Raw genomic sequence first — 26,307 nt, 5'->3', positions numbered from 1 at the left:
TTTGAGTTCGCTTTCTTAACAACCAATATAGATAAATATGGTAAAATGTTAAGTGGATGGGAATTCAATATATTATTAAAAGTAGAGTGGTTCAAGTCGGAGGAAGGCACCTTAGGGTGTCTTTTTTATATACACTTTACAAAATACAACAATATAATTACTAATATTTTGTTATGATATTCTAAATATTACACTTATAAATGGAAAGGACTCATAAATATGGGATTTAGATTTCATAAGAGTAAACAAATAGCTCCTGTTATTAAATTAAATGCAAGTAAAAAAGGGCTTGGAGTTAGTATTGGTGTAAAAGGCGCTCGTGTTAGTTTCGGCCCATCTGGAACAAGAGTTACAACTTCTATCCCAGGGACAGGTATTTCTTATCAAAAGCACATCAGCAATAAGCCAAAAAACATGGAAGAAATAGATTATCAAAAACCTATATACACTCCACAAACAGTAGCTGTAGATGCTATAACAATAAGGGACAGCAAAGCTACTATTAATAATCGTAAAGTAGCGAAACCGCTATCTATTTTTATGCTAATTGCATTTATTACTTCAGTGGCGTTCATACAAATTTTACCCGCAATAGTATTTGCAGTGATCGGATTTATATGCTATCGGTTAAGCTTGACGCCAGTTGGCATAATATGCCCGACATGCAGAGCGCAACACCTAGTATTTAAGAAAAAAGAGATGCAATGTTCTTGTTGTAAAAGTACTCTGATATTAAAAAGGCACTCGTAATGGTGTCTTTTTTTATGAAAAAACCCCCACACAATGTGCAGGGATTCATACTTTTAGTACAGTTTATAACCGTTATGTTTATCTTCCATCATACTTTTTGATACATCGCTAATTATATCTTTAATAGCTGGGAAGTTGGATTTAATTGAAATAATATCTTGTGGTCGTTGTTCAATATTATATTTCTTATAGATCCTTTTTCTAGCAACCTGTTTTGCATAAATTTCTGCTGAAACTTCCCCTATCACTCTAACATGTATTGGCAACGCTGAAATACTATAACCAAAAGTTTTAAAACCCTCTTTAATTCCTTCATTTAAAACACTTCTATATGTAGCTGACACTGTCATTTTCAATACAAGAAATGGGAGTAAAAAAGCTATTACAAATGTAATAAAATAACTCATTTTAAATTGTAATAATTTTAAAAAGGCACCTATTGAATAACTTACAAATAGCCCTATTACAACTATAAATAATTCATTTACATTTAATATCATCTTTCAATCCCTCCTTCATTACTTGCAGCTATTTCAGCCTCATATTGTTTTTCATGATAATCAATTCTACTATCCATTGGATTCGGGATATTATAACGTAATCCCTCTCTTACATCAGAAACTATCTCTTCACTAACCTTCTTTTCAACTGAACTACAACTGAAATATATCCAATCAACAAAAGAAAGTACAATCCATAAAAACAACACCCACCAGATTACATAAAATGATATACCGTACATCATCTTAGAAATTAAATTGACTTCTAATCCATCAAAGGTAATACATATAATCACAACTATAGGTAAAAGAGTACTGTAAAATCCGATATTTTTTAAAATAACACCTAGCTTAGTGTTTACCGTCATTCCTAGATAGTCAATTGTTAAAGGTACAAAAAATAAAAATAGTGTAGAGCAAAAAGCAACCTTACTTGTGTCATTAGATAAGAAAATAGGTTTTATAGCTACACACCAAGCTATAAGTAAATACAAAAATCTAATTAAATAATGATTATTCCCCTTTAGCTCCCCCATATAATCCCTCATTATACTAAGTTATTAATATACTAAATTTATCACATAAATTACCAATAATAAATTAAAATTGATATTTATCAGTAAAAAAAGATATTATAATAATTTCACGTACTATATCAGATTGATAAAACCATTTTCGGAAATAGGGTAAATTCTAAATGAATTAAATAAAAAAGAACTAAAGAATATGTTCTCTAGTCCTCATTACCTACCAACTTATTATCTATTTCTGAAGTATCTACACCTTCCCCAAACCAATCTTGTAATTTATTTTTAGCCAAATCCTTAACATCTTGATCAATATACATAACAACTTGCATAAGCGCAATTCCTAACGCACCTAAGTCATCTGTATAACCAACCACTGGAATAGCATCTAGAATCAAATCTAAAGGAAGAATAAAATAACCTAAAGCTCCAAGAATAATCCCTTTTGTCTTCATTGGAACAGTATCTTTTTGAAGGGTGTAATACAATAATAAAACTGCATAAACAACATTAGCTCCTGCTTTTTTACCATACTTCTTCACTTTATCCCAAAACTTAGAATCTGAATAATGTTTACTAGATCTCGTCAGTTCCTCTTCTAATTTATCCGTTGAATAATCCATGAACAAATCCCCCAGTCTATAATTAATTGTATCAAATCAAATTTTACTAAATACCACTAAATAAAGATAGTAGTCCAAGTAATAACAGGTTTAAGAAGATGAACCCTAGGATACTTAGTGTAATTGTTTCATCATTCCCCTTATCCTCTAACTAAGTAAGTTGTAATTTCCTTATTTATTCCTCTATCTTAGCTAGTAGTATTTCAGATTAGTATAAAACCGTGTATTTTCCAGCTTTTCTTCGTAATAAGCCTTGACTGAAGGTTTTAAGGGTTTTTATCATGTGGGAACGATTATGGAATACGGCTGGAAGGCAAATTTATCCCCTACTTTGAAAGACTACAAAAAGTAATCGATCAAAATAGATGGATAAGCGTCTTTGTTTTTGCCATGCGGTCACTTATAAGGTATCCGTATGTATAGACCCTGTTCACTTAGCGATTTTCACCGCATACATCCTTTTTCTATGGTTTGTCCTTGTAATATCGTCCCTACACGACTAACTGAATGTATTCCCTAGCACCGTGATGCTAACGATAACCACCCGAACCTTTTAGAGAATCGTCCCTAGGTAAGTTCTCACCTACCCTAACCAGATGAACAGGAAGCCAGTTAGGGGTGCTGTTTTTGTAGGCGCATACTCTGTACCCCCTGCACGACCAACAGCAAGCCACGCCGTAACACGTTCCCGCTATATAGCAGCACGGAATTACGGCTTATCAGTTTTTATTAACGTGGTTTCAGGCAATTCCACGTTGAATAGAAAACAAAAAAGGCATCTCCAATTCCTGAACGGCCTGTACATTCACAAGACTTCTAGGTTTAGAGATGCCCTATATATATCTTTTGACTACAAAAATTACAATTCTAGCATTTACTAGTTGAATTTTAGCCAAATCATAGATAAAATGGGTATATCAAAGAAGCCTCGTGAAAAGGCATAATTGTTTAAGGATAGTGGTGGTACACTTCTTAAACGGAAATCCCGTCTGGTTAAACAGGTTATGTCTAGCTAAGTGGTGGTACACTTGCTAGAACTGAGTCATTCCCGCTAAAGGTTGGTAGCCGATAGCGTATGGGAGTGGCTTTTTTATTTTCTATTCATATTCAATTGTTCTATCGATCTTCGTTTATTTTAAATATCAAATTATGTTTTGTTTTGTAGAATGATGCTTGTTGTGTACTACGTTACAACAAGCTTTTTTGTTTGTAAATACAGAAATGACAACTTAAAACTACGCGTAAGTAGAAAAGTAGAACTACGAAAAAGTGTAAAAGTATACTTTTCTACCTGACTTTCAAATTTAGTATACCCTTTCTAACTTACGCGTAAGTAGAAATGTATACTTCTAACCCCATATTTAAAAATTGTTTCTCCTTAAAAATTGCAATCAACCCTTAATTGCCGGTATATAGAGAAATACCTCATAAACTACGTGAAAGTAGAAATGTATACTTTTCTACTTAAAAAATTACCCATTCTATAACTTACGCGTAAGTAGAAAAGTAGAAAAGTATACTAAAAAATCTTACGCTTAAGTATACTTTTCTACTCTTTCGATAAATCTGTTTGAAAAACATAAACTTTTCTACGGTATACTGTTGCGAATATTGTACGTAGATGTTACATTTTACTCAAAGGTATACTTATTCGGAGTTTTATGGAGGAATGTCGAAAATGACTAGACAAGCAACTACATACGTAATCGGTAACTTTAAAGGTGGAGTTGGGAAAACAAAAACAGCTACAATGTTGGCTTATGAAGCTGCTACAGTATTTAATGAAAAATGTCTTTTAGTGGATATGGACCCTCAGGGGAATGCTACAAGAGTCCTCGCTAAAACAGGTGATATTGAACAAATAGACAAGTCTATTACGGATGCATTCTTAAATCAAAATTTAGAGAATGAGATTATCCCAGTAATTGAGAATTTGGACATTGTTCCATCTAATACTTCATTTAGAAAACTATCTAAAATCCTCTTTGATATGTTCCCAGAGGATGAACTTGCACAAATTACATATTTAAAGAAATTACTAGAACCATTAAAAGATAAATATGATCGTATTTACATTGATGTACCACCAACAATCAGTGACTACTCAGATAACGCTATGATAGCAGCTGATTATTGTATCATCGTTCTACAAACACAAGAGTTATCTTTAGAAGGTGCTCAAACATATATCGCTTATATGCAGTTTTTAGCAGAAACATATGATGCAGACCTACAAGTTTTAGGTATTATTCCAATGATGTTACATCAAGGAAAACGAGTGGATAATAAAGTATTACAACAAGCTCAAGAAATGTATGGTGGAAACGTTCTAGATACAATCGTGAGATATCAAGAACGCCTAAAAGTGTACGATATTGAAGGAATTCATAAAAATGTTAACGTTAGCGGCAATATTGATATGTGGGATGAAAAAGCTCATCAACTATTCATCGATGTTCTTAGCGAACTTAATGAACATGAAAATTATTTCGCTACTATTAATGCTTAAGGAGGAGGTTTTTAATGTCTAAAGCACCATTTCAGCCTATAGTCACAAAACCTGGAAACACTTTAAATGACAAAGGCGTACAGATAAAAGGAACTAACGATTTTGGCCGTAATAGTGAGCCTGTTAAGAAGCAAGTTATTAAACCTATCATCAATAAAGCAAAAGTAACTGCTCCTGAGAAGCCAGATCAACGTTTAGTTCCATCAAAAACTGCTAAAATTTCACCAGCTGTTTTATTAAAGCTAAATACTCTTAAACCATTTATAAAAGAACAAGAAAGCATGGATAAGGCATCGATTAACAGTATTATCGATATGCTTCTTGAAAGCTATGTAAATACTAAATTAACAACGCGACAATCTGAAGGTTACAAAGGGATGTATAAGCACCTTTATGAAATGTTGGAAAAGAAATAACAAGTAGAAAGTTTTAAATAGGAGTGGTTAATATGGATAAAAAGTACCTAGTGACCGTGACACCTGTTCAAGATAACCCTAAAACACAGAAAAAGAATTCATTGTCAGCAGCAGACAGGAAGAATATAAAAGTATCACCTGAATCACTTAGTAAAATAAAGGCCATTTGTACAATGAAAGACATGAAGAATTATGAGTTTATTGATGAAATATTAAACTTCTACATCACTAATAAATTGAATGAACGTGAAAAGCATACCTTGAATGACATAATTTATGAAAGAAAATAATTAAAAAACGCTAATATAAAAAGCCCTACATATTTAGGGCTTTTTATATACTTACTCTTAAGTAGAAAAGTATAAATGTATACTTTTCTACTTTTGCGTAGTTTATTAAAAACCCTCACCAGAACCACCACTATCTCATTTGCATAGTTATCATTAACGGAATTTTCTACGTACTAAATAAAAAGCTAAGGACCCCATAATAACAGGTGCAACGAAATAAAAGAAACTTGAAAAAGAAAAAGTAAAAATAAAAAGAAATGGTGTAAGTGTATAGATAACTGCTAGTCCTATAAATACAGGAATACCAAATTGCAATTCTCTACATCGTTTGATTTTCCTGTATAAGACTTCCCCAATTAGACAAGCTATAAGAGCTGGTATACCACCATAAGTGACGATAGTTTTAATGAATCCAAATAAAACGTTCGGGTGAATAAAGCTAGAATTAAAAATATATGAAATCAAGAACCATCCGAAAATAAAAGCAAACAGACTTGCAGCGTAACTAATTACAAATCTTATCAACGTAATCATCCTCACAATTTCCTAATATTATCTTCATTGTATGACAGTTATCATTATGTAAGATAGATATAAGTAGAAAAATATTGGGGATGTAGATTTTTTTAACAAGTAGTAAAAAAACTTTGCAACTAATAAAGTAATAAGGTTTACTTCAGTAAAATAAGGTATATTATATTTGTTGAATAGATTCTCTTTAAAAACAAGATAAGTAGGTGAACAAAGTGGGAAAATATCAATTGGATTACAAAGGTCAGGTAGCTGTGGCAAAGTTTCATGAAAAACAGACGCCTGCCAAATTTGATAAAAAGCAGCAACTTGAAAAATTGCGTGCGGAGTATTTGAAAAAGAAGCAAAAACAAACAGATAAATAATATGTTACGTTTCCCCTAATTTTTGGTGCGAACAAACACAAGAAAAAAGTGGATCCCTGCTCTCACAAAGAATCCACTTTTTCTTTTTCTACAACCCTATTTTTATATGTTCCTATCCTGGCCAGCGTTACCCCTTCTTGCTCTCACCAGAACCTCCACCACGGCTTTTTCTTCTCTTTTGCAGCAGCAACCTCATCACGAAATTCCTGCATCAACCTCTTAGTTTCCTGCATCTCACGTAGCGTTTTCATTAACGTCTCGTCTCGCGCTTCTAAGCGTTTTTCCACGCGTTCATTATGCGCTTCTACACTTGCTTTGATTTCCTCATTGCTTTGCTTCGCCTGCTCACTCAATCGCTTTTCCATGGCTAACATACTCTGATTCATTTCTTGCGCCATAACGCTATACTGTTGCTGGAGTTGTTGTTGAATGTGGAATGGGATTATATCAGTTTCTTGGGATTCCTCAGTCTTCGCATTTGTATCTGCGATTTCTAATTGTTGCGCAATCATCTTTGCAGCCTTCTCCAACGTCATACCGTCATGCTTACTTAATTCTATCAACTTCTCAAGCACCATAACGTCATACTCGGTGTATTCTCTTCGGCCACGTTTATCCTTTTTGACTGTATATCCTTCTCGTTGCAACACTTCCATGTACTTTCTAAGGGTGCTATCACTTATTCCTAGTCGTTTGTATACTTCACTAGCAGAATAAACAATTTCGTCCGTCATAACGTCACGACACCTCCTAGTGAGAGTATTCCATTATGGTTAGAATTTTCCTGCAAAGAAATGTTCGCCACATAAAGTAAAGTTAAATCATTTTGCAATCTCACAAACGGTGTTATCATTTAAGTGAAGATTTAAAGTAATAATTCAAAATAGTACAGATAAACGTTTAGAAATAGCAAGTTGACAATTCTATAGCTTTTTAAAAAGAGAGGAATACTATAATGGCGAAGAAGAAATCTGGTAAACAACCTATTATTGGAATTTGCGCTTTATGTAAAAAAGAATCAACTTTAGAGGAAAGTCATATTGTTCCAAAATTTGTTTTTAGATATTTAAATGCACATTCTTTTACCGGAAGAATTAGGACTGTAGCAGAACCTAATCGTCCATTACAAGACGGAAAGAAATTGCATCTGCTATGTTCTGACTGCGAAGACCTATTCAATAAAGATGAGACTCTTTTTTCAAATAAAGTATTTCACCCATTTAAAAAGAATGGATTCGATGGCCCTGTAATATACAATGGAGACTGGTTAAACCGTTTCATTACATCTGTGAATTGGAGAGTTTTACATCAAGATTTACAAAAAATCACCACTGAACAAGATAACGATAAACCACTAACTCCAGAAATATTAAACACATTATCAAACGCAGAAAATGTTATGCGTTCTTATCTTTTAAAGGAACGATTAAATTTAGATGTTTTAGAGAATCATATTATCCTCTTTAATGAGGAAATAATGCGGGAACTATTTAGCCATCCCCATGCAATAATCCAAGGATCTGCATTTGGTACTCCGGTAATTATGAACAAAGATGCAATGTATGTGATTTCTAATTTAGTTGGAATCCTTGTTATTACGATAATCAAAAAACATCCAGAAGAAATATGGTTAAACTCTTTTGTTAGTAATGAGTCTGGAGAAATTCCACAATCCCAACATTTCGATAGTCCTATTGTAACAGAGCTCAGGAAATTTGAAGATTTTAGGCAGGCCTACATTGAAGGCATTTCAAAAAATCAATTAGAAAAATTACAAGAGAAAATTCGTAAAGATCCCGATGGTTTTAAGAATAGCGAAACTTACAAACGCATTATGATGGATCGAAAACTAAAATAAACAAACCTCCTGCATTACTGTATGCGGGAGGTTTGTTTATTATTAAATAGCTTTAGCAATCTCAACAAGCAGCCTCATAAACAGCGGAATCATTTGGACTACAATATATCCAATCCCCGCGCGACTTATTAACGAGAATCCCCGTTCCTGGCTACCTACCATAATGAACAATCCACCGCATAACGCCACAACGGATGCTATGGGATACGATACTGCTTTGATTAAAAAGATAACAGGTTCAAACGCATTTACAATACGATTGTATAGTTGGCCATCTATATAATTTTTAAACTTCCCATCATTGGATTGAACATCTTTAAATACCTCGTTAACATCACTTCCGGGTTCAGCAGCGAAGGCATGAGTAATATCTATAAAGTTACTGAATATAATAGCACTACCGATTACTAATGATACACGCACTGCGACAGGTGCGTATTTTTTTGCCTTCTTTTTGAACAAGCCCCACTTTTTCTTCGCTCCATAGTTACCATCCATAAAATCTTTGATGCTCATTGTCTCAGTTGCCATATGGACCATCTCCCTATTTTTAGTGGAAATCAGTAACTGTAAATATGTTGCAATCCAACCCCTCGCACAACTTCTGTAGGTTCTTCCTGCGGTATTCAGTTGTTGTGTACCAAGTAAATTTAGGTGGTTTATCAAATACATTACAATCAATTAGCTTACGGTACTTCTGCATCTTCACACGATTTGCACTCATCTTCTGCTCATGATCTATCTCTACAATGTGATATCTTCCATCATCGTTAAACAATGCATCTGCAATTATGGAAACAACTCCCTTCACATTCATTTTCACTTCTTGTTTCCATGAAGCAGGACAATTATAAGCAATATAGATGTCATTTCTCATGATATAGTGCCGGAATTGGTTAGAACGCTTTAAAACCTTCTTACTTCCAATGCGCTCACGTCCCTCTTTATTGAGGTAGTAGATCTTTTCAGAATCCCTGAAGCTAGATACATATTCTTCAAGGTCCTTCATTACACGGGAAGCATTCCTGTCACCACCAAGGTCATGAAGTACTTGAATCTGTTTTCTACTTAAGAATCCCAACTTCTTCAAGCTCAAGAGTATACTCTCGGTTCTGGCTTCCTTCATGGCTAGTTTTTGCATCATCATGCTCCTTCCTTGCTCTGATATTAATGTGTGGCTTTATAATGTTATCAATCTGTTTGTTATCGATATAAACAGTTTGCAAGACCTTCTTTTCATTCGTTTGATATATAGCCCTCCCCTTTATATTGGGAAGACACTCTGCACCGCCCTCATCTAATACGGCACGGCTTCCTGCTTCTGTTTGTAATCTAAAGCAAACACGAGCACCGATATTTTGCCGGAGTTGCGATGGTAAGGCTTCATTTGTTGGATACTGAGTCGCATATACCAAGCGGAATCCTGCTGCCCGGCCGCGTCTTCCTATGTCTACAATGATGTCCTTGCATTCCTGATATGGCGCTATGTCGGCAGCTTCATCTACAATAATGAAATAGCGAACTGGATCCTTAGCTTCTTTTATATCTTCGTATCCGTTTTCTAGTAAGTATTCGTTTCTATCATTCAGTTTCGTTTGCAATTCCCTTAGAGTCTCAAGGGCTTCCTCAGGGTTCTTCGCAATTGATTCGACTTGATTTAGGAATCTGTATCGGTTAAAAGATAGACCCCCCTTCAAATCGATGAGGAATAGTTTTGTATTATCAGATTGATTGCGTACAAGGGATGTAATAATGAGCTTTAATACATTAGATTTACCCATATCCGTCATGCCGGCCGAGATCATATGTGAAATTGCATCGAAATCATGTTTTACTAATCCGTCCCTGGTAAATCCGATAGGAACTTCCCATCCTCTGCATTGTTTCATCATGTCCTCTTCAAACTTCACGAAATCAGGTATTCCCTTCTCATAAACTCGTATTTTCAATAAACCATCATAAGACAGCTCTATTTCCTTTCTGATGCACTTTTTCTTGTTTATAATGTTTTGTATTTGCTTTAAGATATCTTTTCTGAAACGAAGAGCTTTTAAGTCTGATAGCTTAAAATCATAAACTTTGCTCTTGTGATTCAATCCGTCTTCTAAATGCTGCATCTTTTGTTCAAAATCGGAGAAGCTAAGTCCAAGAGGGATTCTATACGCATACTCCATTCCCCACTCATTTCTCGTCTTACGAAGCAGCTGTATCGTTTTTGTATCTTTACCCTCTTTCACTTTCAAACCACAGTTAGCACAAATCCTCTGGATCTTAGAGGCATCATTTGTTGCTCCTTTTTGATGCATTTTTGAGAAAAGAATTGCACCACCGACTGCTGCGGAACTGACTAACTCAAATATCAAAGTGAACACCACCCTTCTTTATGTATTCTGTAAGAATAGTCCCTGCAGATTAGAAGAGTTGAAAATTACTATGAATCATTGAAAATAGTAATCTCACAATGTCCGAAGTATCATTCTGTGAAAGAATTCTATTCGGAATAGGTAAAACGAAGTTTTAAAAGGCTATCAGATTGGCACTGTGAATCGTAATTTGTTTGGTATGGTAAAAGGTATTGTGTACTGTTTGGTCTTTATGTCAGTTTTTTTCTCGTGTTTAAAAAAATGACGGAAAGGGCAAGCTATGTTTGAGGTGGTAAAGGTGTTTGGATTAGGGAAACATCGCAGTAAATTCGGAAAATGGTTAGATAAACAAGGGATCACACAAGGGGAATTAGAGAAAGCCGCAAAATTAAGTAGGGGTACAATTTCAAAGTTGTGCAACGACAAATCATATATACCGAAATTTTCAACGATAACTCAAATTACAAGAGGTTTGAAAAAATTAGGAAAAAACATACATGAAGATGATTTTTGGATGTAGCTTCGTAAAAACGGGGCTATTTTTATGCAAAAAAACCATCCCGAAGGATGGCAGGGGCTATTTTCTAATAACTACTTGCTGTATTTTCACCTCTGAAAAAGTAGTCACTCCATGAATCAGTGAAATATACATAATAAGTACCTCTCCTCATGTTGGTAAATGTTACCCATCCATCTACCCCGATGACCTTGGAAGATGTGTAATTTCCAGTACTAGTATTATATAGTTTTACAGAGAGCGCGGGGCCACATCGGAATACTGGCATTGCAGTTGCACGATAGTTATCCCAGTTCACATTAGCACACCAGTTAATTTTGACTTTTATAGTCTGCCCTGATGAAGCATAAATAATATTATCTTCGGTTCTAGCAGGTCCATCTGTTTCAAACGGATGACGAGAAACTGCCGCACTTGCTGATTCACTGAATCCAAACAATGCCACTAGTGATAACACCAACAATCCCATAACAGATAATAATTTCTTCATGAGATTCCCTCCTCTAGGTATTAACATACCTAGATATTCTATAAACCAATGAATGAAATTATAATTTTTTTCTATAATTCTAATAGACGGAATATTAAAGTGAACAATCTATTAAAATGTTACATTTCCCTTGATTTTTGGATGTAGCTTTGCTCAAATGAGTAAGTTTTTTTATTTTACTCAAATGAACCTAAGTTGATTTTTAAAATACATATAAATTGTATGGAATATTAAAAAGGAGGGATAAGATGTATCCTTATTATTGGCCTACATTTGCATGGGATGGAGTATTACCTAGAGATTTTATGAATTATGGTGGTCATTGTAGTGGAATAAGCGGATTTTTACCACCACAACAATTTTACACCGGGGGAATGTACTCTAGTGGATTCGTACCATATGGAGGATGGACTTCTGGAGGTTTTTTACCATACGGACCAGGGGGATCAGGAGGTTATCCAACATTTTATATAAATAATACAGATCCTTGGTTCTTTCCAAATCAAGGAATTACACCTTCTGGAGAATCGGCATCTGGCGACTATTTTCCCCTTGATAGCGAATTACCAATTAATGATTAATAATTTATTAAAAATCAGTTCATACTTATTGAGCTGATTTTTTTTGTAAAATACTCTTCATAAAAGAACATACGTTCGTATATAATAAGAACAAACAACACGAATCGAGGGGTAAATATGGAGAGTTGGGGATTTCCGCAAATAAAAGGGCGTGGCATGGTAAAGTGGCAACCGTTCGCTGCGATTCCAGAGCAATACGAAGGAATTGAACGTATATTGGAGGAACAATACAAGGTCCCGAAACCATTTTTGACCGAGGATACAAAAGAACGAATTGAAAGAGCACTCAACGATTCTCTACAGAACGATAGTGAAATACTTGTTTCGTACTACAGAGATGGATATATACATGATGAATACATAACGGTATTGGATATTGATATACATACGAAAACACTTGTATGTTCAGATGCATTTGGATTAAATACTAAATTTAAAATTGATGAATTTGTGGATGTAGCTGACTGATTATAGTCAGCCTTTTTTTTACATAATTTTTGTAAGGTTTTTGTAAGGTAAATGAAAGTTTAGAGACAGATTAGGGTTGTAAGATGAGTTTGTGTTAAAAAAAACGGAGGTGTTTTAAAAGTGAAAAAAGCATTAAAAAGTTTAACGGTTACATCACTAGTTTTAAGCGGCGGCTTCCTTTTTGGTTTTAGTGAACAAACAAGTGCCGCTAGTCCTCAATCAAATAAGGCTGAGGTTTCTAACGAAAATAGAGGTATAGCGTCATATGAATTTACGTTCTATGACTTAACAGACTGGAGAACGGAATTTTTCACTCTAACTCCAGGGAGCTCAAAGAACTTCTTAGGGAATTATGATATATCGTCTATAAAAATGCCTCCATCCTCTTATATTATTATTTATTCTGATTCAAATTACGAAGGATATGAGAAAAGAATTGAAAATCCTAGTGAATCAAATTACAAAAAAGTCAATTTAGACAAATACTATATGGGCGATACTGATAAAAAATGGAACAATAGAGTCGGATCGTTAAAAACAGGTGAGTTATACTAAGAATAAAAAAAGCCGACTCATAAGAGCCGGCTTTCTTATTACTTCACATATACATAGGCTTCGTTTGCTGTTACATAGTATGTTTTGCCCTTGCTATTGTGTACTTTGTATTGTGTTGATCCATTAACAGTTACTTTTGCATCAATTGTAAATCCTAATCCTGCATCTAAAGTACCAGCAACATCTTTATCCTGCCAAGATGGAGCATCATAGAAACGTAGGTTATTAACTTTAGAAACAACACGCTTCCCTACAATAGACGAATCCACTGTACTTTTCTTATCAAACTTCACATAAGATGGGTCATTCTTAATCCATTGCTCACCGCCAAGATTTAACCATCCATCTTTTTCAGCCCACACAACATACGATTCTGGTTTGTTAAGTTGACGAATTACAGAATAACTTGTATCTGGACCTTTACGTAAATTCACATTGGAACCTTGAATATAAGCAACACCATCAGTCACAGCAGTAGGTATTTCTTCAGGTTTAGATGGTTGCTCAGGAACAGAAACATCAACATTAGAATTATTGTATGCACGCTTCACATCAGCACGAAATTGTGCTTCCGATACGCCATGACTACGTAAATAATCAAGCGGATCTTCATGATCTGTACCGCCGAGATGATGCGTTACATCGCTATGTGTCCACAATCCTTTTTCAACACTGATACCACGATCACGTAGGATTTTAGCAAGTAACTTCACGTATTTATCATAGCTGCTTTTAAATTTCGCATAATCCTTTGTTTCGCATAATTCTACGTGTACAAATCGTTTATTAGCAGCAGGACCACCACCATAAGCAATGTACTTTGTATCAGCGATTTGGATTGTCTCGTTCCAATCTACTGCATAATGAACGAAAGCATTTCGCCATGTACGAGTTTCATATTTTTGGATGTTGATAGCTGGAGCTTCTGGAGTTGCTGTAGAATGTGCCACAACGCCCTCATAATCACCTACACCATAACGATAAGGAGTTTTAGGTAGTCCATCAATAATAAGAGCTCTATCTGCAAAAGCTTCTGTAGTAAGGCTAAATAGAAGCAGTAAGGTCATAAATACAGAGGAAACAAGTTTAAAAGATTTTTTCATTAGGCATCTTCTCCTTTTTCTTCGTAATCAGTCCAAATACCCAGAGCAATCCCAAATAAATAAACAGCCTTTTCGACCTTATCCAAGTTACCTTCGAATCCAGTCACTCCAAAGACCGATAAAATTAATCCAAAGCATGAAAAAAGCGCAACCCATGTTTTCCAGTTGCGCAAACGTTTTAAAATATTTTCTTTTGTAAGTGGCAATTCTTATACACCTCCTTTCAAGAGTAATCCAATAAGCGCTGTTACAATAGCGCCAATGATAATCCGGAGAATCCATGTAGTATTAGAACTGATTTTATCTAGTTGCTTATTGATGTTAACGATATCTTTTTCGTTACCTAAAGTGCGTGATTCCAAGTTCCGAATATCCTGCTGAATTGCTTTTTGTTCTGACTTGATATCTTTTTGATCTGATTTAATTTGTTGGATCTCTTGTTTTAAATCGATAATCTCTTGCATCGTTTCACTCCTTTGCAAAATAAAAAGACCAGCTATTGCTGCTCCGCTTCTGTTTGATTTTCAGTTGTTGGTGTTTCTGCTTGATTTCCCTTATCGATTAAGCTTTGAACTAAAGATTCTAAAGATGCTATTCGACTATTCATCGCTGCTAACTCTACATCTTTTGCTTCTAATTCCCTTTTTAAAACTGCTATATCTTGGTCGTGCTTTTCCTCAAGTTCTTGAACTGCTTTCATTGTTAATGATGTCATAGAATACAAGTGAGTACCTGTTTTATCTTTGTCAACAAAGGCTTCATCTGCTTCATCAACGATAAGACCATAATATTGTTTGATGTCTTTTGTTGTTAAAGGAGGATCATTCGGGGCTTTATTCTCCCTCATCTCATAAAGTAAATTTACATCGCCTTTATAATTAAACGCCCTAACCTTAGCATTTCTAACTTTCTCTAAAGCAGAAAACGGCACATCACGAATATTTGATTTGTATTCTCACAAACTCGGAGTTAATATATGAGCTTGTACTCCTCCCCAACCATCTCCAGCAGAATCACTTAAAACTTGAATGATATCTCTAAAACCAGATGCCCTGCTATTTCTCAACTTTGCTGTTGGTAGTCTCATTTCTGCATAAGAGTCATTCCCAAAGTCTATTAAAGCTAATGATGTATTATACAAACCCGTTTTTCCACGTCTAAAGTACCAACTTCCCACGCCTGAATAATTAATTTGAGCATCATTGGCATGGAATGTGCTTACTCCGTTTCTTTGCATTTCCCAAAAAACAGATTTATAAGTTACTCCATTTATAACTTCGTCAACAATTCCTATGTTTGCACTCGCTGTTGGCCATCCTGCGCCCATTTGTGTCATTTGTAGTGTGCCTAATATAGTATTAACGGTATTATCTCCACCAAGAATAAGGGTTGGTTGAACTGAACCATCTGTACGTCTGTGATAACCAACGTACATTCTTACAACATCACTTTCTATAAGACGCATGAATTGATCATCTAAACTCACATAATTGTGTGTGTTAGATGTTCTGAGTTGTACACCGCTCAGTAATTGACCAACAATCCATTCAGCTTTAACTTTACCTACTAAATCAATCAAATCTGCCTTAATTTTTATCGTCTCTGCTGTTTGGTTTATTTCCGAAATTACTTCACCTTTTTTTACTGTGTTGCTAATTTCGTTTTCAGTAACCTCAATGCGCCCTTCCATTTCTTTTACATATGCATCTTTAGCGAATGTTCCGTCTGATTCCGTCTTTGTGTAGACATCAGTTGCCTTAGCAGATATTTCGATTCCTTTTTCATTGGCTGTAATCCTGCGTTCTATATCTGTAACCTTCTGGTCATAATCCGCTGTTGCGACCTTATCAGCTAGATCTTCCATGATTTCATCTTTATCAACAATATCATTAGGATTTTCAATAAATGATGTAGCAGTTTCGCCAAATTGAAGCATAGGATGAGCAACCCACATTGTTCCGTTTTCAATAACACAAGATCTAAAAGCTACATGAGTAGCGCCTTCGGGAACTGTAGTTCTTAATTCTTGTCTTATCCAAACATCCTCGTTGAGAGTGAACTCTTTTATCTCTTCTTTGATTTGAGCGCCTTCTGCATTAAAAAATATAGCAGCAAGTTTCATTTTCCCGTCTTTATGCTCTGCTATATTCTCTGTTTGAAAATACGCTGAAATCGCTACCTTCTGACCAACAGTTGCTTTTACTTGTTCCGATGTTAAACAAGAATTACTAGCGCCAGTACCTTTTATTTTTACTGATGCATCACCTTCAAGAGTTTTACTTTCGTCTCTTGATATATTTAGAGCTTCGAATTTCCAGTATTTCAAATCTTTTTTGAAACGCGTGTTTCGGATTTCGTTTAAGTATTTAATGCCACCTACATATTCTTCAACTTTCGTTATATCAATTTTAAGCCCAATAGCTTGTGCATTTTGGTCAATCCTAGAGTTAGCATCAGTAATTTGTTTACCATACTCCGTTGTTGTTATAGATAATTGTGATACATCATTAGTTAGTCCCTTTACGGATGTATCTATATTCGATACACGTTCATTCAATTCGTCTACATCACCATAATCGGGTACAATCGGTTCCCATTCAGAACCATTCCATTTTTTCAAAATACCCGGCTTACCTTTTGAAATATCGAGCCACAATGTTTTGCCAGGTACAAGGTTATCTGTAGGTGGTTCAACACTTTCCTGAATAGCTGTTTGGTAGTTATCTAAGTTCTCTATTACTTTTTCAGCTAATGTCTTTGCAGCTTGCGATTCCTCTTTAGCTTGATTCGCTTTGTTTTCTGCTTCTTTGATAAGCTCGTCCAGTTTATCAGTAAGCTCTTTAGAGGCCTTATTATTTAATTGGGCAAGTATACGTTCGTACATAAGTCGTAACGCTTCTTGAGGGTCAGTAAGCTCAATAAAATCTCCAAACACGTATTTAATCTGACTTGAATCAGTTCTAGAATGGTCGCCAGCTAGAACACGCGCTTCCAAAATTAATGTTGGTGTAAAACCGTGGTCCTTAATGTAGATTGTGTCGCCTTCAGCAATTTTTTCATGATCCATTCCGAATACCATTTCAACTGATTGCGCTTCAACTTCATATTTTACAGATGCATTAATACGCTTTTTCATTTCGATTCTAGCTAAAGTCAATAATCGTTGAGCGTCCATGTCTTGATCTGATACTTCCGGTTCATAAAATCCAAATTTATGTTTACCACGTACACCCCATCGTTGAAATGCAGCAGCATCTGCAATGTAAGGGGAACCGTAATTCACTTCTTCAATTGTCAGTAATGTTCCATCTTCTTTTCGAGCATAAGGAACAAGTGCTGTACAGATATTTTGTGAGTTTTCCATACGATGAACACCAATTAAATCTTTCCCTAGAACGACTTCTTTACCAGTGAATCGTCCTCTTCTTTTTATCATATCTACACTACGTACAATTTGACCACCACGACCAATTCTAGCTTGGTACTCGACTTCTAACTCATACAGCTTGCACATTTCTTTAATCATTTCCAACGGACTCATGAACTTTTCGATTTTGAGACCATGAAGTCCATTAAACTCTGCGTTTCCGGCTAACCAATCTGTTTCCTGCAAACATATTTGAAGCATTTCATACGTACTCATCTGTGGTAAAATTTGCGGTTTTATAATTGCGTCTTTTCCAAGTCGAATCCACTCTGCCGCTGTATATACTGTAAGTTCTTTCTTAAACGAATCAACATCAGTATCAATTATCACATAAGGAATGAAACGACCTTCTGATACCTCTTTGAGAATGATATTTTGTTGCTGCATCAATGGCATATACTCTGATAAAGTAGAAATTTTAAATTCAAATGTGTCTATATTATTCTTTAATTCCCAATGTCGAAGGTCATCCCAATAATGTTCTGTGTTAATAACACCGACGACTTTCTCGGATTGGAAATCAACAATATGAAGTTGGTCCGTAATCATCTGTATCTCTCCCTGTACTTAATACGCTTTTTACCAACCCATTTCGGATGAATGTCTATACGATTGTTCCCACGAGTAAGCTTTAAAAATTCACTAAATACATCTTTTTGGTCAATGCAGCTTTTGCCATTTATCGATACAAGATTACGAGATGAATCAATAAGGATTTTATCTCCCACATCAAAAATATTAGATTCAGATGGATCTATTTCTCTATTAATCTTATAAAACCGCAATAAATCGATTGCCATAACTTTGACTGGTGGGGCAGTACTCCACATTTGCATTCCAATTTGGATTTGCGAAACAGGATTCATATGCCATCCTTCTGTGTCGTACCACTCGAAATATCGTGCAGCCCCATCTTGCGCATAGGCCGCTCCTTCACGATCATCAAATTTTGCAATATAAGCCATCCACATGTTGTTTACTCGTGCTACATATAAACGACCATAAAAATCATTCCATGTATCACGATAATCACCAGTTTCGTGTATTAAATCTTTCCAATGTGGATGTGTATAATGTCCAAGTGATACCTTCCCCCAATTCGCACGCTCATAGTAACTTTTTTCTTCAATCGATGTTCTACAAACAACTTTCGAATTATTATCCAATAACTGAATTTCAACTCTTCCTATCTCTTCTACTGTAGACGCACCAAACGAGACATATGTTTCAAGAACAAAGTCCTGAATAGGTCCTTCGGGAATAGATCGTCTAATAGATGGGCCGTGATATCGTTCTGTTATAGTACCAAAACTTTCTGGAACTAAATATTCATGATCTATCTTCAGACTCCCACTAACATCGGAATTATCAGAGCTAACAGCTGGTTGCCAACCTAGCATATCTGCAAAATCAGTACCATATATCTTTGTCTGACGTTCTTTAGGCGTAGTTGTGACTGGCAAAGGGTTGCCGATGCGGAAATATTCTTTATCGTTCTTCCAAATATCGAGGAAAGTAGATGGTCGATCAACTTCGATTTCAACAAGCATATCCGTATCGACTGTTCCAGCATTATTAATATCTGCGCCCCAGTTAAGTTCATCAATCTCAATTGTTTGTTCCGCACCTAATTTGTATGGCATAGGACAAATGAAAGTTAATGTACCTTTTCCTTTATACACAAATTCAGCAAGATCTAATGTGCCATCAAGAATAGCTAAATAAGTTCTATCGGGCTCATCATCGAAGATTAGTTCACATGGTTGATCTGTTATTAACCAATCCGCTAAATCCTCTTTGATTTTTTGTAAGTCACTTTGATTTTTAGCTTTAATAACAAAAGGAACATCAATTCGACGTTCCTCAGTTGTTGTATTTAATAAATATCCACCTGGTCTATGCGGAACTTTTAATAATTCTCTTTTTATAGGAGCCCAAGTTGGACGGTTAAAACCTAACAATGTAAAAATATAGTCTTTTCTAATGTTATTAAATGTAAAACTAGACTTGGTAATAAAATCACATCCAATCTAAAAAAACGCTTTAAAATTGCGATAATCTCATAGCGTTGCGTTCATTTATGTCTTTGATGTCCCCAGCCAATAATTCACCTACAATTTTTTTATCCATAACTAGATATGTCGGACTATTATTAACTGATGTTGTATCAGCAACGAAACCTCTACCAGTACCATTAGTTTTTTCTTGTGTTGACTTCCCACTTCCATTTATATTTCCAGCATTTGTAATCATCTGGATTTCAGGAAGTGTTAATAAATTTCCCAATAATCCTTTTACTTGCGGGAAAGCTAGTTTAAGACTGTCACTGATAGGTCCACCGAAATCTAAATGGTCAAGATCGCTTAAAGGCCCTGTTTTCGCTGGAGAGAATGGTAAGAAATCACGAGCTTTTTGCGCAAGGTCACTAACCGCATCAGTAACCCAACTTGCTGCACTTTTAATCCCATTTGCCATCATTTCAATTAATCCACGTCCTGCATTGAAGAAAGTTTGTCCTAATCCAGTTATAAAGCTGACCACTTTATTAAGTGTCATTTGCACACCCGTTACAATGCCGTCTAGCTTAGAGGACACCCCACTAACGATACTTTGCCATAATTCACTGAAGAAATTTTTTATCATTCCACCCCAACTGCTCGCATAGGCACTTACTTTTTCTAGTTTTGAGCCGAAAAATACATAAATTTCAGCTAGTGCATCATTCCATACTCGTTTTATATCACCCCAAAATTTGACGAATGGTTTAACAATGTCACCTGCGAATTTACCTAACCATCCTAAAATTCTCCCCGCTCCCCAAAGTTGAAGCCATCCCCATAGCAACTCAAGCGCACCATTCCAAATTTGCTTCACACTTTCCCACACTTTCGACCAGTTCCCAGTAAATAGAGCTGCGAAAAAATTAACAATTCCAAGGATGATGTTAAGCGCTCCCTGAATTACCGATTTAATAGCTTCCCATGTTCCTATAACAATTTCTTTTATGATTGGCCATAAAACTTGCATAATTGAAACTATAATCGGCATAACTGTTTGTATTACGGAAAGCACAAAATTCCACACATTTTGTGCTGCTTGCATAATCATCGTTCCGTTTTCAGTCCACCACGTTTGGATTTGTAATAAAATTTGCTGAAAATACGTAGTCATAGCTGTCCAAATAGGAACCAAGACACTGTACAAAATGAAATTCCAAACCGTGATTGCAGTTGTTTGGATCATTTGCCATCCTAATATAACAGCGTTTCTGAAACCTTCACTCGTATTCCATAGATAAATCAGTCCGGCTACTAATCCAACAATTGCAGCTGATACTAGCCATACAGTACCACTCATTGCCATTAATCCTGTCACCAGCGGCGAAATTAACATCCAAATAGAAGACCATGCAGCGAGCATTCCGTTCCATAGTCCTATTCCTATTGCTAATGGTGATAAGATTAGTGTTAATGCGGGAACTAGCATGATAATTGCTTGTATTATTAAAGCGATTGTCGGATGCGCTTGATTGAATAACGTCACAAGTTCAAAGAATTTAGCTGCAAAATTTACTATTGGAGTCATGAGCATTCCGAAGGCATCAACCATCGGCTGAATTGCTGTAACGAAAGCACCTTTCATTCTTTCCCAAGCTAATCCTAAAGGGGTTAGTGAATCTTGAAGTTCTTTAATCTTCTTATCTGTTTCTTCTTTCAATGCCGCTAATTCTGTATTTGCTTGTTCTTTCGCTAACCTCATTTTCTCTTTCCATAGACCAACGTATTTAGTTAATTCCTCATCGGTCATTTGAGAAATTGCTTTTACCTCTTCAGCTGATTGCGGCCCCATTTGAGCGAGGTAATTAGAAAACTCCGTCCCTGCTCTTTGTGCTATACTAGCTAAATTATCTTTCCATCTACCTAATATCCCTACTTGCTCCTCAAGATTCTTCGTTAATTTCTGTCCGCTGGTCTTTTTCATTTGTACTTCTTCAAAAAGATTCCATGCTTCCATAATTTCCGAGGTTCTTTGTTTAACAGCATCTCGATAAGCCGTTAAAGCTTCTTCTTGTTGTTTGTAGACTTCGGATGGATCGGGTCCTTTCGCTGCTTTGAACAAACTGGCATATAAAAGAGCACTTGTAGCCGCAGCGGCCAGTGCTACCATTTGAAATCGCATAATACCTTGTGTAATCATGTTTATCATATCTTGAAGTTGCTTCATATTTGCAGTAGGTCCTAGCATTTTAAGAGCAAGAACAGAAGCGTCACCAGCATTAGCTAACTTATTCAAAGCATCAGCAGCAGCTAGGCCGCCTTTATTAATCATGAGTAGAGGATTACCCATACGATCATAGTTAGTTGATATTTTACTAGCTTGGGTTGACATATTCATCATGGCTCCTGCAGTTTGCATGATACTCAATTTCGCCATTTCATTAGCTTCTAACATTTGTTCGTTAAGTTTCTTTTGTTCTGCTCCAAGCCGTTTTACCTCTTCCATGAAGTCAGCGGTAGAACCTCGATAATCCTTTGCCGATTGTGCTAATCTAAAGTAACCGTGTTCAACCTCCATCATCTTGCCCTGGTACTTTAACATTTCTTGAGCTTGTTCTTTGTAAGCTTCTTTCATTTCGTCAGCCATCATCCGCTGTTGTTCACTCATACTGTTGTATAAATTTTGATAAGACCTGCGTTGCCTATCATACGCTCTACTAGATCTACCAGAACTCGTTTCTGTTACCTCAGCCATTCGTCTTGTTGCTTCTGCTTCTGCATACCTTTCAGCAGCTGCCTCACGTGAACTTCGAGATATTTCTCTATTTGCTTCCGTTGCCCTATTAGCAGCTTCTGTCATATTCTGACTTGCTTCGTTTGCATTGCGTCCCATGGAATCATATGATTGTCTAGCATGGTTACTCATTTCTTCTAGTTGTCTTGTTGTTTCTCTAGTCGCTTCTCTTCCAGCTTGACCCATATTTTCGCCAACACGTTCCAATTCTCTATTTACCTCTTCAATATCACGACGAATGTTACTACGGTCCAACCTGGTTTCTATTTCAACTCTTCCGTCAGCCAATTACTTCACCTACCTTCCATTTGCGCCTTTTGTGCTTCCATTCTCTTTTGGAACGCTTCGAGTTCTTGTTGTTCCCTTATTTCTTTAGCTTTTGGAAGTTCGTACATGGCTTTCATTTTCTTGATACGTTTCCGTTCATCAGAATTATGTTTATCTTTAGGTGGTATTTCACAAGTGCGGTAATATAGCGCTTGTCCTATTGGCGATTTACTTGAAAGATTACGAAAAAGAGCGATAAATTTGTTCCATTGCATCTTTCCTTGTTGTTCAATTAAATCGATATTATAGTCAAACAAAAAAGAGGAAAAAATCCGTTCTGCATCTACTACAAAGTCGATAGTAGGAATTGTCGGCTTTTTTTCCTCTTCTTGCTTTTCTTCTTTCTGTTTCATTAAAGTCTTCAAATCAATATCTAACCTATCTTTTAAAACATCGATAAGTAACTGCGCCTTATGCTCGCCATTCAATTGATTTAAAGCTACTTTATCAACAATCAACATATTTAATGCAATATCAGATTTTATTTGTTCATTGATACTTTCATCGTCAAATAGTTCAAATAATAAAAGCACATTATCAAAAGCAAGGTTTAATTCCAAACGAACGCCATTCCACATATAAAAGTCATATTCACGTTCGGTTAACTTCAACATTATTTCTTCACATTGCTTAAGTATTTATTACGCGCTTCATCAGCTTTCTTTTGATTTTCCTCAAGATAAATGCTATTTAAGTAATGAACAAGTCCCATAAGATTTGTAGATGATTTGCCTGCTTTTTCGTAAAGATCATCAAAAGTACCTTCACCTAAGAAAGTCTCAACAATATCCCTTGTAACTTCTTTTTGCTTTTGAGCTGTCTCTTCGAAATCTTCATCTGTAGCAGTTTCGTAGTCCTTTATAATTCCGGTCGCTTCTTTAATTTTCTTATCAAATCGACTAAAGGCCTTGTGGTACTTAGTTAACGATTCATCATCGAAATTAACTCGATAGACTTGACCAGCTATGTCTACCTCTTTATAAGTCTTTTCAAATTCAAATTTAAATTGTGTCATATTCATTCTCCTTTTTTAGATAAATAGAATAAGAGCCGTATTAACGACTCTTATTAAGGTGTAACAGGTGCTTTTGTGAATGTCGGCATTCCATCAAATGAAATCGTGAATTCAATCTCACCTTTAGAATTCGCATCGCCACCTGGAGCTTTAATTTCCGAAACTGTAGCAGGACCTTCCCACTTGTCTCCGTTAGGTTCCGTCACTGTGAATGTTGTTTTGCGCGCTGGACCAGTTTTGTTCATTAAGCTAAAGATGTAGTCCTGCGCTTTATCACCGTAAAAACGATGCCCTTCAAAAGAGTAAGATAGCATGAATCCAGTGATATCACGTTCAGCAGCTCCACCGCCATCATAATAGTACGTTTCTTCTGACTCTTCGTTATTATCAGGATCAACAGATGTAATCCCTTTTGCGATTCTAGCTTTTGTTATGGTTTCTGTTTCTGTTTTAATCTCAATCTCAAATTTATAACCGTGGTTCAGTAAAAATGACATATTCTTAACCTCCTATTTCTAATTCCGTAGTAAAAAGCGCGGTGTATATATACTCGTTCGCTGCTGTCTTTTCAACGAAATTAGGCTCCACATATACGTTGAACCTTCTTAGTGTGTATGAATCGTCAATAGCGTTAAAAGCTCGTCTATGGACGTTATTTAGTTCTCTTGTAATAAATTCAACTGTGTTGTTTACTTCCAGTTGGTTACTGCTTTTTACGAGAATTTGAATTTGTTTGTTGATGATTTCACCTTCGTAATATTGCTCTCCTGGTGCTGACGGAATCATTCTAATAGCAATACTTTTTTGTGATGTATCATTTACTCCTATATCCAATAAATCGGCTTTTATAGGAGCAAATAAGATACTCGGCTGCAAAGTAGTGGTTAAATGCTTCTTGACCGATTCAATTAGCCATATCATGTTTGTCCTCCTATAAATTCCGTTTAATCTCGTTTTCTACGATTCTTGCCCAATCCGTTACATGTCTAGCTTTTGCTTCTTCAAACCATAAGCCTCTAGCGTTTGGATTGACATCCTGTGAGAAATTGTACTGGGGATTCCAATACAACCTACGCGCATATGGAGTATTCCATTCAATGTGACCTTCTCCTGGTCTACTGAAACGAAGTGACGAACGTTCTAACTCACCAGTATCTTTTGGTATATAAAAGTTACTGTCTTTTAAAACCTGTTGATCTAATGTAAATTGCGCTTTCTCTGTCGCTTCTAATACCTTACCTTCAATTGCTTGTGTATCCAATTGAATATTTACTCTTATCAAACTAAAAGCACCTCCACATGGTGAAGACTACTTCTATCATAAAAGTCATTAACTTTACTAACGGTCATTTCTTTTCCGTTAAATATGACTTTGGACTTCTCCTTGAAGGAAACAGGTGTTGAATGTACTGCGTCATGAAATAACAGTGTTTGCATAATAACACTGGCTCCATTGCCATTCATAACAACTGTTTTTTTAGGTTCAATTCGAACCCTTTCAATTGTTATTGCAGGTTTGTAGTTATCACTACCACCCCAAGTGTCATCCTCACCTTTATACTCCAAGTACTCAACTGTATGGATTAATAATGAACGTCTGATTGGTTTAGCCATGCACACACAAACCCGCATACAGTAATCCAGTAGGTCTGAGGAATTTTGGGACGGTGATTGCATATTGATCGTAGAAACTAGGTGCATCATCTGCACCTGCACTCATTCCGTTTTCAGAATAAGAGCCAACGTCAAAACCTCCGCTACCTTCACTTACAGTTGCGGAAGTCTCGCCATTAATTGCTAAAAATTCAACTTGAGCAGCAGTTGCTTTCTTTACTTGTTTTTGAATAAAAGGCGATAGCTTATCAAAATCAACGCCTTCTAACTTGTAGTTAACGATATGGTCAATTTGATCGCTAGCACGTGCAATAAGGCGCCCTAATAGCAACCCATCTGCTACGGGAGTTCCTTTATATTCGTTGGTATAGTAATTAGCATCTATATATGCCATTCGATCACCTACTTACCAGCAGCTTCCTTCTTCAACTTAGAAACTTCGGACTTCAGTTTTTTATTTTCTTCTTTCAGTTGATCGTTTTCGTCTAATACTTTATTAAACTCAGCTAACGAAACGTCACGACCACCAGTTGCGCGAGTGACAATATTACCTTGTTCATCGATTTGATCGTATCCGTCACGAAGGTAACTATCTAAACGACCTTCATCGATATTTAGTGTCTTATTTAATCGTTTTACTTTTACAACGTTGCTCATTTACATTCTCCTTTCATAAGAAAAGAGAGA

34 protein-coding genes are annotated in these 26,307 nt (G+C 35.8%); 10 read left to right on the top strand and 24 right to left on the bottom strand.

Going from position 1 to position 26,307, the window contains the following annotated elements:
• The first annotated feature begins 219 nt into the window (after positions 1-219).
• A complete protein-coding gene (locus AAIE21_RS26625) occupies positions 220-750 on the top strand; it encodes a DUF4236 domain-containing protein (RefSeq protein ID WP_343269473.1) in 531 nt (176 codons plus the stop codon).
• 53 nt (positions 751-803) lie between these two features.
• On the opposite strand, the gene AAIE21_RS26620 is transcribed toward AAIE21_RS26625, so the two are convergent.
• The 3 genes from AAIE21_RS26620 to AAIE21_RS26610 form a co-directional block, all read right to left on the bottom strand.
• Positions 804-1,250 carry a hypothetical protein gene (locus AAIE21_RS26620; RefSeq protein WP_343269472.1) on the bottom strand — a complete coding sequence of 149 codons (447 nt, stop codon included), beginning with the start codon at positions 1,248-1,250 and terminating at the stop codon, positions 804-806.
• Positions 1,247-1,786 (bottom strand): hypothetical protein, encoded by a 540-nt coding sequence (locus AAIE21_RS26615; RefSeq protein WP_343269471.1) that lies wholly within the window; start codon positions 1,784-1,786, stop codon positions 1,247-1,249. The genes AAIE21_RS26620 and AAIE21_RS26615 overlap by 4 nt, the downstream gene beginning before the upstream one ends.
• A gap of 197 nt (positions 1,787-1,983) precedes the next feature.
• Positions 1,984-2,400, bottom strand: coding sequence for a YkvA family protein (locus tag AAIE21_RS26610; RefSeq protein WP_343269470.1), 417 nt, complete (start codon positions 2,398-2,400; stop codon positions 1,984-1,986).
• 1,678 nt (positions 2,401-4,078) lie between these two features.
• On the opposite strand from AAIE21_RS26610, the gene AAIE21_RS26605 reads away from it, so the two are divergent.
• Genes AAIE21_RS26605 through AAIE21_RS26595 form a run of 3 tightly spaced genes read left to right on the top strand, consistent with a single transcriptional unit; the run spans position 4,079 to position 5,615 of the window.
• Entirely contained in the window at positions 4,079-4,909 is an 831-nt protein-coding gene (locus AAIE21_RS26605; RefSeq protein ID WP_000198083.1) for a ParA family protein, read from the top strand.
• 14 nt (positions 4,910-4,923) lie between these two features.
• Positions 4,924-5,325 carry a hypothetical protein gene (locus AAIE21_RS26600; protein ID WP_000030442.1) on the top strand — a complete coding sequence of 134 codons (402 nt, stop codon included), beginning with the start codon at positions 4,924-4,926 and terminating at the stop codon, positions 5,323-5,325.
• A 32-nt stretch (positions 5,326-5,357) separates the two neighbouring features.
• Positions 5,358-5,615: a hypothetical protein gene (locus tag AAIE21_RS26595; RefSeq protein ID WP_343269469.1), complete on the top strand. Its 258-nt coding sequence runs from the start codon at positions 5,358-5,360 to the stop codon at positions 5,613-5,615.
• A 153-nt stretch (positions 5,616-5,768) separates the two neighbouring features.
• On the opposite strand, the gene AAIE21_RS26590 is transcribed toward AAIE21_RS26595, so the two are convergent.
• Positions 5,769-6,149: a hypothetical protein gene (locus tag AAIE21_RS26590; protein WP_343269468.1), complete on the bottom strand. Its 381-nt coding sequence runs from the start codon at positions 6,147-6,149 to the stop codon at positions 5,769-5,771.
• A gap of 212 nt (positions 6,150-6,361) precedes the next feature.
• Here AAIE21_RS26590 and AAIE21_RS26585 point away from each other — a divergent pair, with 212 nt between their 5' ends.
• Positions 6,362-6,511 carry a hypothetical protein gene (locus AAIE21_RS26585; RefSeq protein ID WP_002172469.1) on the top strand — a complete coding sequence of 50 codons (150 nt, stop codon included), beginning with the start codon at positions 6,362-6,364 and terminating at the stop codon, positions 6,509-6,511.
• A gap of 143 nt (positions 6,512-6,654) precedes the next feature.
• Here the strand turns inward: AAIE21_RS26585 and AAIE21_RS26580 are convergent, their stop codons facing one another.
• Positions 6,655-7,245: a DUF3967 domain-containing protein gene (locus AAIE21_RS26580; protein ID WP_343269467.1), complete on the bottom strand. Its 591-nt coding sequence runs from the start codon at positions 7,243-7,245 to the stop codon at positions 6,655-6,657.
• Positions 7,246-7,466: 221 nt separating this feature from the next.
• Between AAIE21_RS26580 and AAIE21_RS26575 the strand changes: the two genes are divergently transcribed.
• Complete coding sequence (locus AAIE21_RS26575) at positions 7,467-8,369, top strand: hypothetical protein (RefSeq protein WP_343269466.1); 903 nt, start codon at positions 7,467-7,469, stop codon at positions 8,367-8,369.
• Positions 8,370-8,411: 42 nt separating this feature from the next.
• Here AAIE21_RS26575 and AAIE21_RS26570 read toward each other — a convergent pair whose 3' ends face one another.
• The 3 genes from AAIE21_RS26570 to AAIE21_RS26560 are packed head-to-tail and all read right to left on the bottom strand — an operon-like array spanning position 8,412 to position 10,732.
• Positions 8,412-8,900 carry a hypothetical protein gene (locus AAIE21_RS26570; RefSeq protein ID WP_343269465.1) on the bottom strand — a complete coding sequence of 163 codons (489 nt, stop codon included), beginning with the start codon at positions 8,898-8,900 and terminating at the stop codon, positions 8,412-8,414.
• A gap of 19 nt (positions 8,901-8,919) precedes the next feature.
• The gene (locus tag AAIE21_RS26565) at positions 8,920-9,465 is read right to left on the bottom strand and encodes a replication-relaxation family protein (protein WP_343269464.1); all 546 of its coding nucleotides are present in this window, start codon (positions 9,463-9,465) and stop codon (positions 8,920-8,922) included.
• The gene (locus tag AAIE21_RS26560; protein WP_343269463.1) at positions 9,434-10,732 is read right to left on the bottom strand and encodes an FtsK/SpoIIIE domain-containing protein; all 1,299 of its coding nucleotides are present in this window, start codon (positions 10,730-10,732) and stop codon (positions 9,434-9,436) included. Before AAIE21_RS26560 ends, AAIE21_RS26565 begins: the two co-directional genes overlap by 32 nt.
• Positions 10,733-11,012: 280 nt before the next feature.
• Between AAIE21_RS26560 and AAIE21_RS26555 the strand changes: the two genes are divergently transcribed.
• On the top strand, positions 11,013-11,252 hold the full coding sequence (locus tag AAIE21_RS26555; RefSeq protein WP_343269462.1) for a helix-turn-helix domain-containing protein: 240 nt from the start codon (positions 11,013-11,015) through the stop codon (positions 11,250-11,252).
• Positions 11,253-11,316: 64 nt separating this feature from the next.
• On the opposite strand, the gene AAIE21_RS26550 is transcribed toward AAIE21_RS26555, so the two are convergent.
• Positions 11,317-11,739 carry a hypothetical protein gene (locus AAIE21_RS26550; protein ID WP_343269461.1) on the bottom strand — a complete coding sequence of 141 codons (423 nt, stop codon included), beginning with the start codon at positions 11,737-11,739 and terminating at the stop codon, positions 11,317-11,319.
• A gap of 248 nt (positions 11,740-11,987) precedes the next feature.
• Between AAIE21_RS26550 and AAIE21_RS26545 the strand changes: the two genes are divergently transcribed.
• The 3 genes from AAIE21_RS26545 (at position 11,988) to AAIE21_RS26535 (ending at position 13,343) form a co-directional block, all read left to right on the top strand.
• Positions 11,988-12,320 (top strand): hypothetical protein, encoded by a 333-nt coding sequence (locus AAIE21_RS26545; protein WP_343269460.1) that lies wholly within the window; start codon positions 11,988-11,990, stop codon positions 12,318-12,320.
• Positions 12,321-12,437: 117 nt separating this feature from the next.
• Positions 12,438-12,788, top strand: a complete 351-nt coding sequence (locus tag AAIE21_RS26540) for a YolD-like family protein (RefSeq protein ID WP_343269459.1) — start codon at positions 12,438-12,440, stop codon at positions 12,786-12,788.
• A gap of 120 nt (positions 12,789-12,908) precedes the next feature.
• Positions 12,909-13,343 (top strand): hypothetical protein, encoded by a 435-nt coding sequence (locus AAIE21_RS26535; protein ID WP_343269458.1) that lies wholly within the window; start codon positions 12,909-12,911, stop codon positions 13,341-13,343.
• A gap of 38 nt (positions 13,344-13,381) precedes the next feature.
• On the opposite strand, the gene AAIE21_RS26530 is transcribed toward AAIE21_RS26535, so the two are convergent.
• From AAIE21_RS26530 to AAIE21_RS26460, 15 genes are read right to left on the bottom strand one after another with little or no spacing between them, the layout of a single operon-like run.
• A complete protein-coding gene (locus AAIE21_RS26530; protein WP_343269457.1) occupies positions 13,382-14,446 on the bottom strand; it encodes an N-acetylmuramoyl-L-alanine amidase in 1,065 nt (354 codons plus the stop codon).
• On the bottom strand, positions 14,446-14,652 hold the full coding sequence (locus tag AAIE21_RS26525) for a hypothetical protein (protein ID WP_343269456.1): 207 nt from the start codon (positions 14,650-14,652) through the stop codon (positions 14,446-14,448). The genes AAIE21_RS26530 and AAIE21_RS26525 overlap by 1 nt, the downstream gene beginning before the upstream one ends.
• 3 nt (positions 14,653-14,655) lie before the next feature.
• Complete coding sequence (locus AAIE21_RS26520) at positions 14,656-14,910, bottom strand: hemolysin XhlA family protein (RefSeq protein ID WP_343269455.1); 255 nt, start codon at positions 14,908-14,910, stop codon at positions 14,656-14,658.
• Between the two features lie 32 nt (positions 14,911-14,942).
• Positions 14,943-15,386: a hypothetical protein gene (locus AAIE21_RS26515; RefSeq protein ID WP_481858718.1), complete on the bottom strand. Its 444-nt coding sequence runs from the start codon at positions 15,384-15,386 to the stop codon at positions 14,943-14,945.
• Between the two features lie 15 nt (positions 15,387-15,401).
• Positions 15,402-18,422, bottom strand: coding sequence for a phage tail spike protein (locus AAIE21_RS26510; RefSeq protein WP_343269453.1), 3,021 nt, complete (start codon positions 18,420-18,422; stop codon positions 15,402-15,404).
• A complete protein-coding gene (locus AAIE21_RS26505; RefSeq protein ID WP_343269475.1) occupies positions 18,419-19,888 on the bottom strand; it encodes a distal tail protein Dit in 1,470 nt (489 codons plus the stop codon). Before AAIE21_RS26505 ends, AAIE21_RS26510 begins: the two co-directional genes overlap by 4 nt.
• Positions 19,889-19,916: 28 nt before the next feature.
• Positions 19,917-22,952, bottom strand: coding sequence for a phage tail protein (locus tag AAIE21_RS26500; protein ID WP_343269452.1), 3,036 nt, complete (start codon positions 22,950-22,952; stop codon positions 19,917-19,919).
• Between the two features lie 5 nt (positions 22,953-22,957).
• On the bottom strand, positions 22,958-23,605 hold the full coding sequence (locus AAIE21_RS26495; RefSeq protein ID WP_343269451.1) for a Gp15 family bacteriophage protein: 648 nt from the start codon (positions 23,603-23,605) through the stop codon (positions 22,958-22,960).
• Entirely contained in the window at positions 23,605-24,006 is a 402-nt protein-coding gene (locus AAIE21_RS26490) for a hypothetical protein (RefSeq protein ID WP_343269450.1), read from the bottom strand. Before AAIE21_RS26490 ends, AAIE21_RS26495 begins: the two co-directional genes overlap by 1 nt.
• 53 nt (positions 24,007-24,059) lie before the next feature.
• Positions 24,060-24,503, bottom strand: a complete 444-nt coding sequence (locus AAIE21_RS26485) for a phage tail tube protein (RefSeq protein WP_343269449.1) — start codon at positions 24,501-24,503, stop codon at positions 24,060-24,062.
• A 4-nt stretch (positions 24,504-24,507) separates the two neighbouring features.
• The gene (locus AAIE21_RS26480) at positions 24,508-24,927 is read right to left on the bottom strand and encodes a phage tail terminator protein (protein WP_343269448.1); all 420 of its coding nucleotides are present in this window, start codon (positions 24,925-24,927) and stop codon (positions 24,508-24,510) included.
• A gap of 10 nt (positions 24,928-24,937) precedes the next feature.
• The gene (locus AAIE21_RS26475; RefSeq protein ID WP_343269447.1) at positions 24,938-25,288 is read right to left on the bottom strand and encodes a minor capsid protein; all 351 of its coding nucleotides are present in this window, start codon (positions 25,286-25,288) and stop codon (positions 24,938-24,940) included.
• A complete protein-coding gene (locus AAIE21_RS26470) occupies positions 25,285-25,620 on the bottom strand; it encodes a putative minor capsid protein (protein ID WP_343269446.1) in 336 nt (111 codons plus the stop codon). The genes AAIE21_RS26475 and AAIE21_RS26470 overlap by 4 nt, the downstream gene beginning before the upstream one ends.
• Entirely contained in the window at positions 25,613-26,014 is a 402-nt protein-coding gene (locus AAIE21_RS26465; protein WP_343269445.1) for a head-tail connector protein, read from the bottom strand. Before AAIE21_RS26465 ends, AAIE21_RS26470 begins: the two co-directional genes overlap by 8 nt.
• 8 nt (positions 26,015-26,022) lie before the next feature.
• Complete coding sequence (locus AAIE21_RS26460) at positions 26,023-26,277, bottom strand: hypothetical protein (protein WP_343269444.1); 255 nt, start codon at positions 26,275-26,277, stop codon at positions 26,023-26,025.
• Positions 26,278-26,307: the final 30 nt, after the last annotated feature.

The organism is Paenibacillus sp. 102 (assembly GCF_039549175.1).
Lineage (GTDB): Bacteria > Bacillota > Bacilli > Bacillales > Bacillaceae_G > Bacillus_A.
Note: the sequence above shows the minus strand (reverse complement) of the source record. Positions and strands in the feature narration are given on the sequence as shown.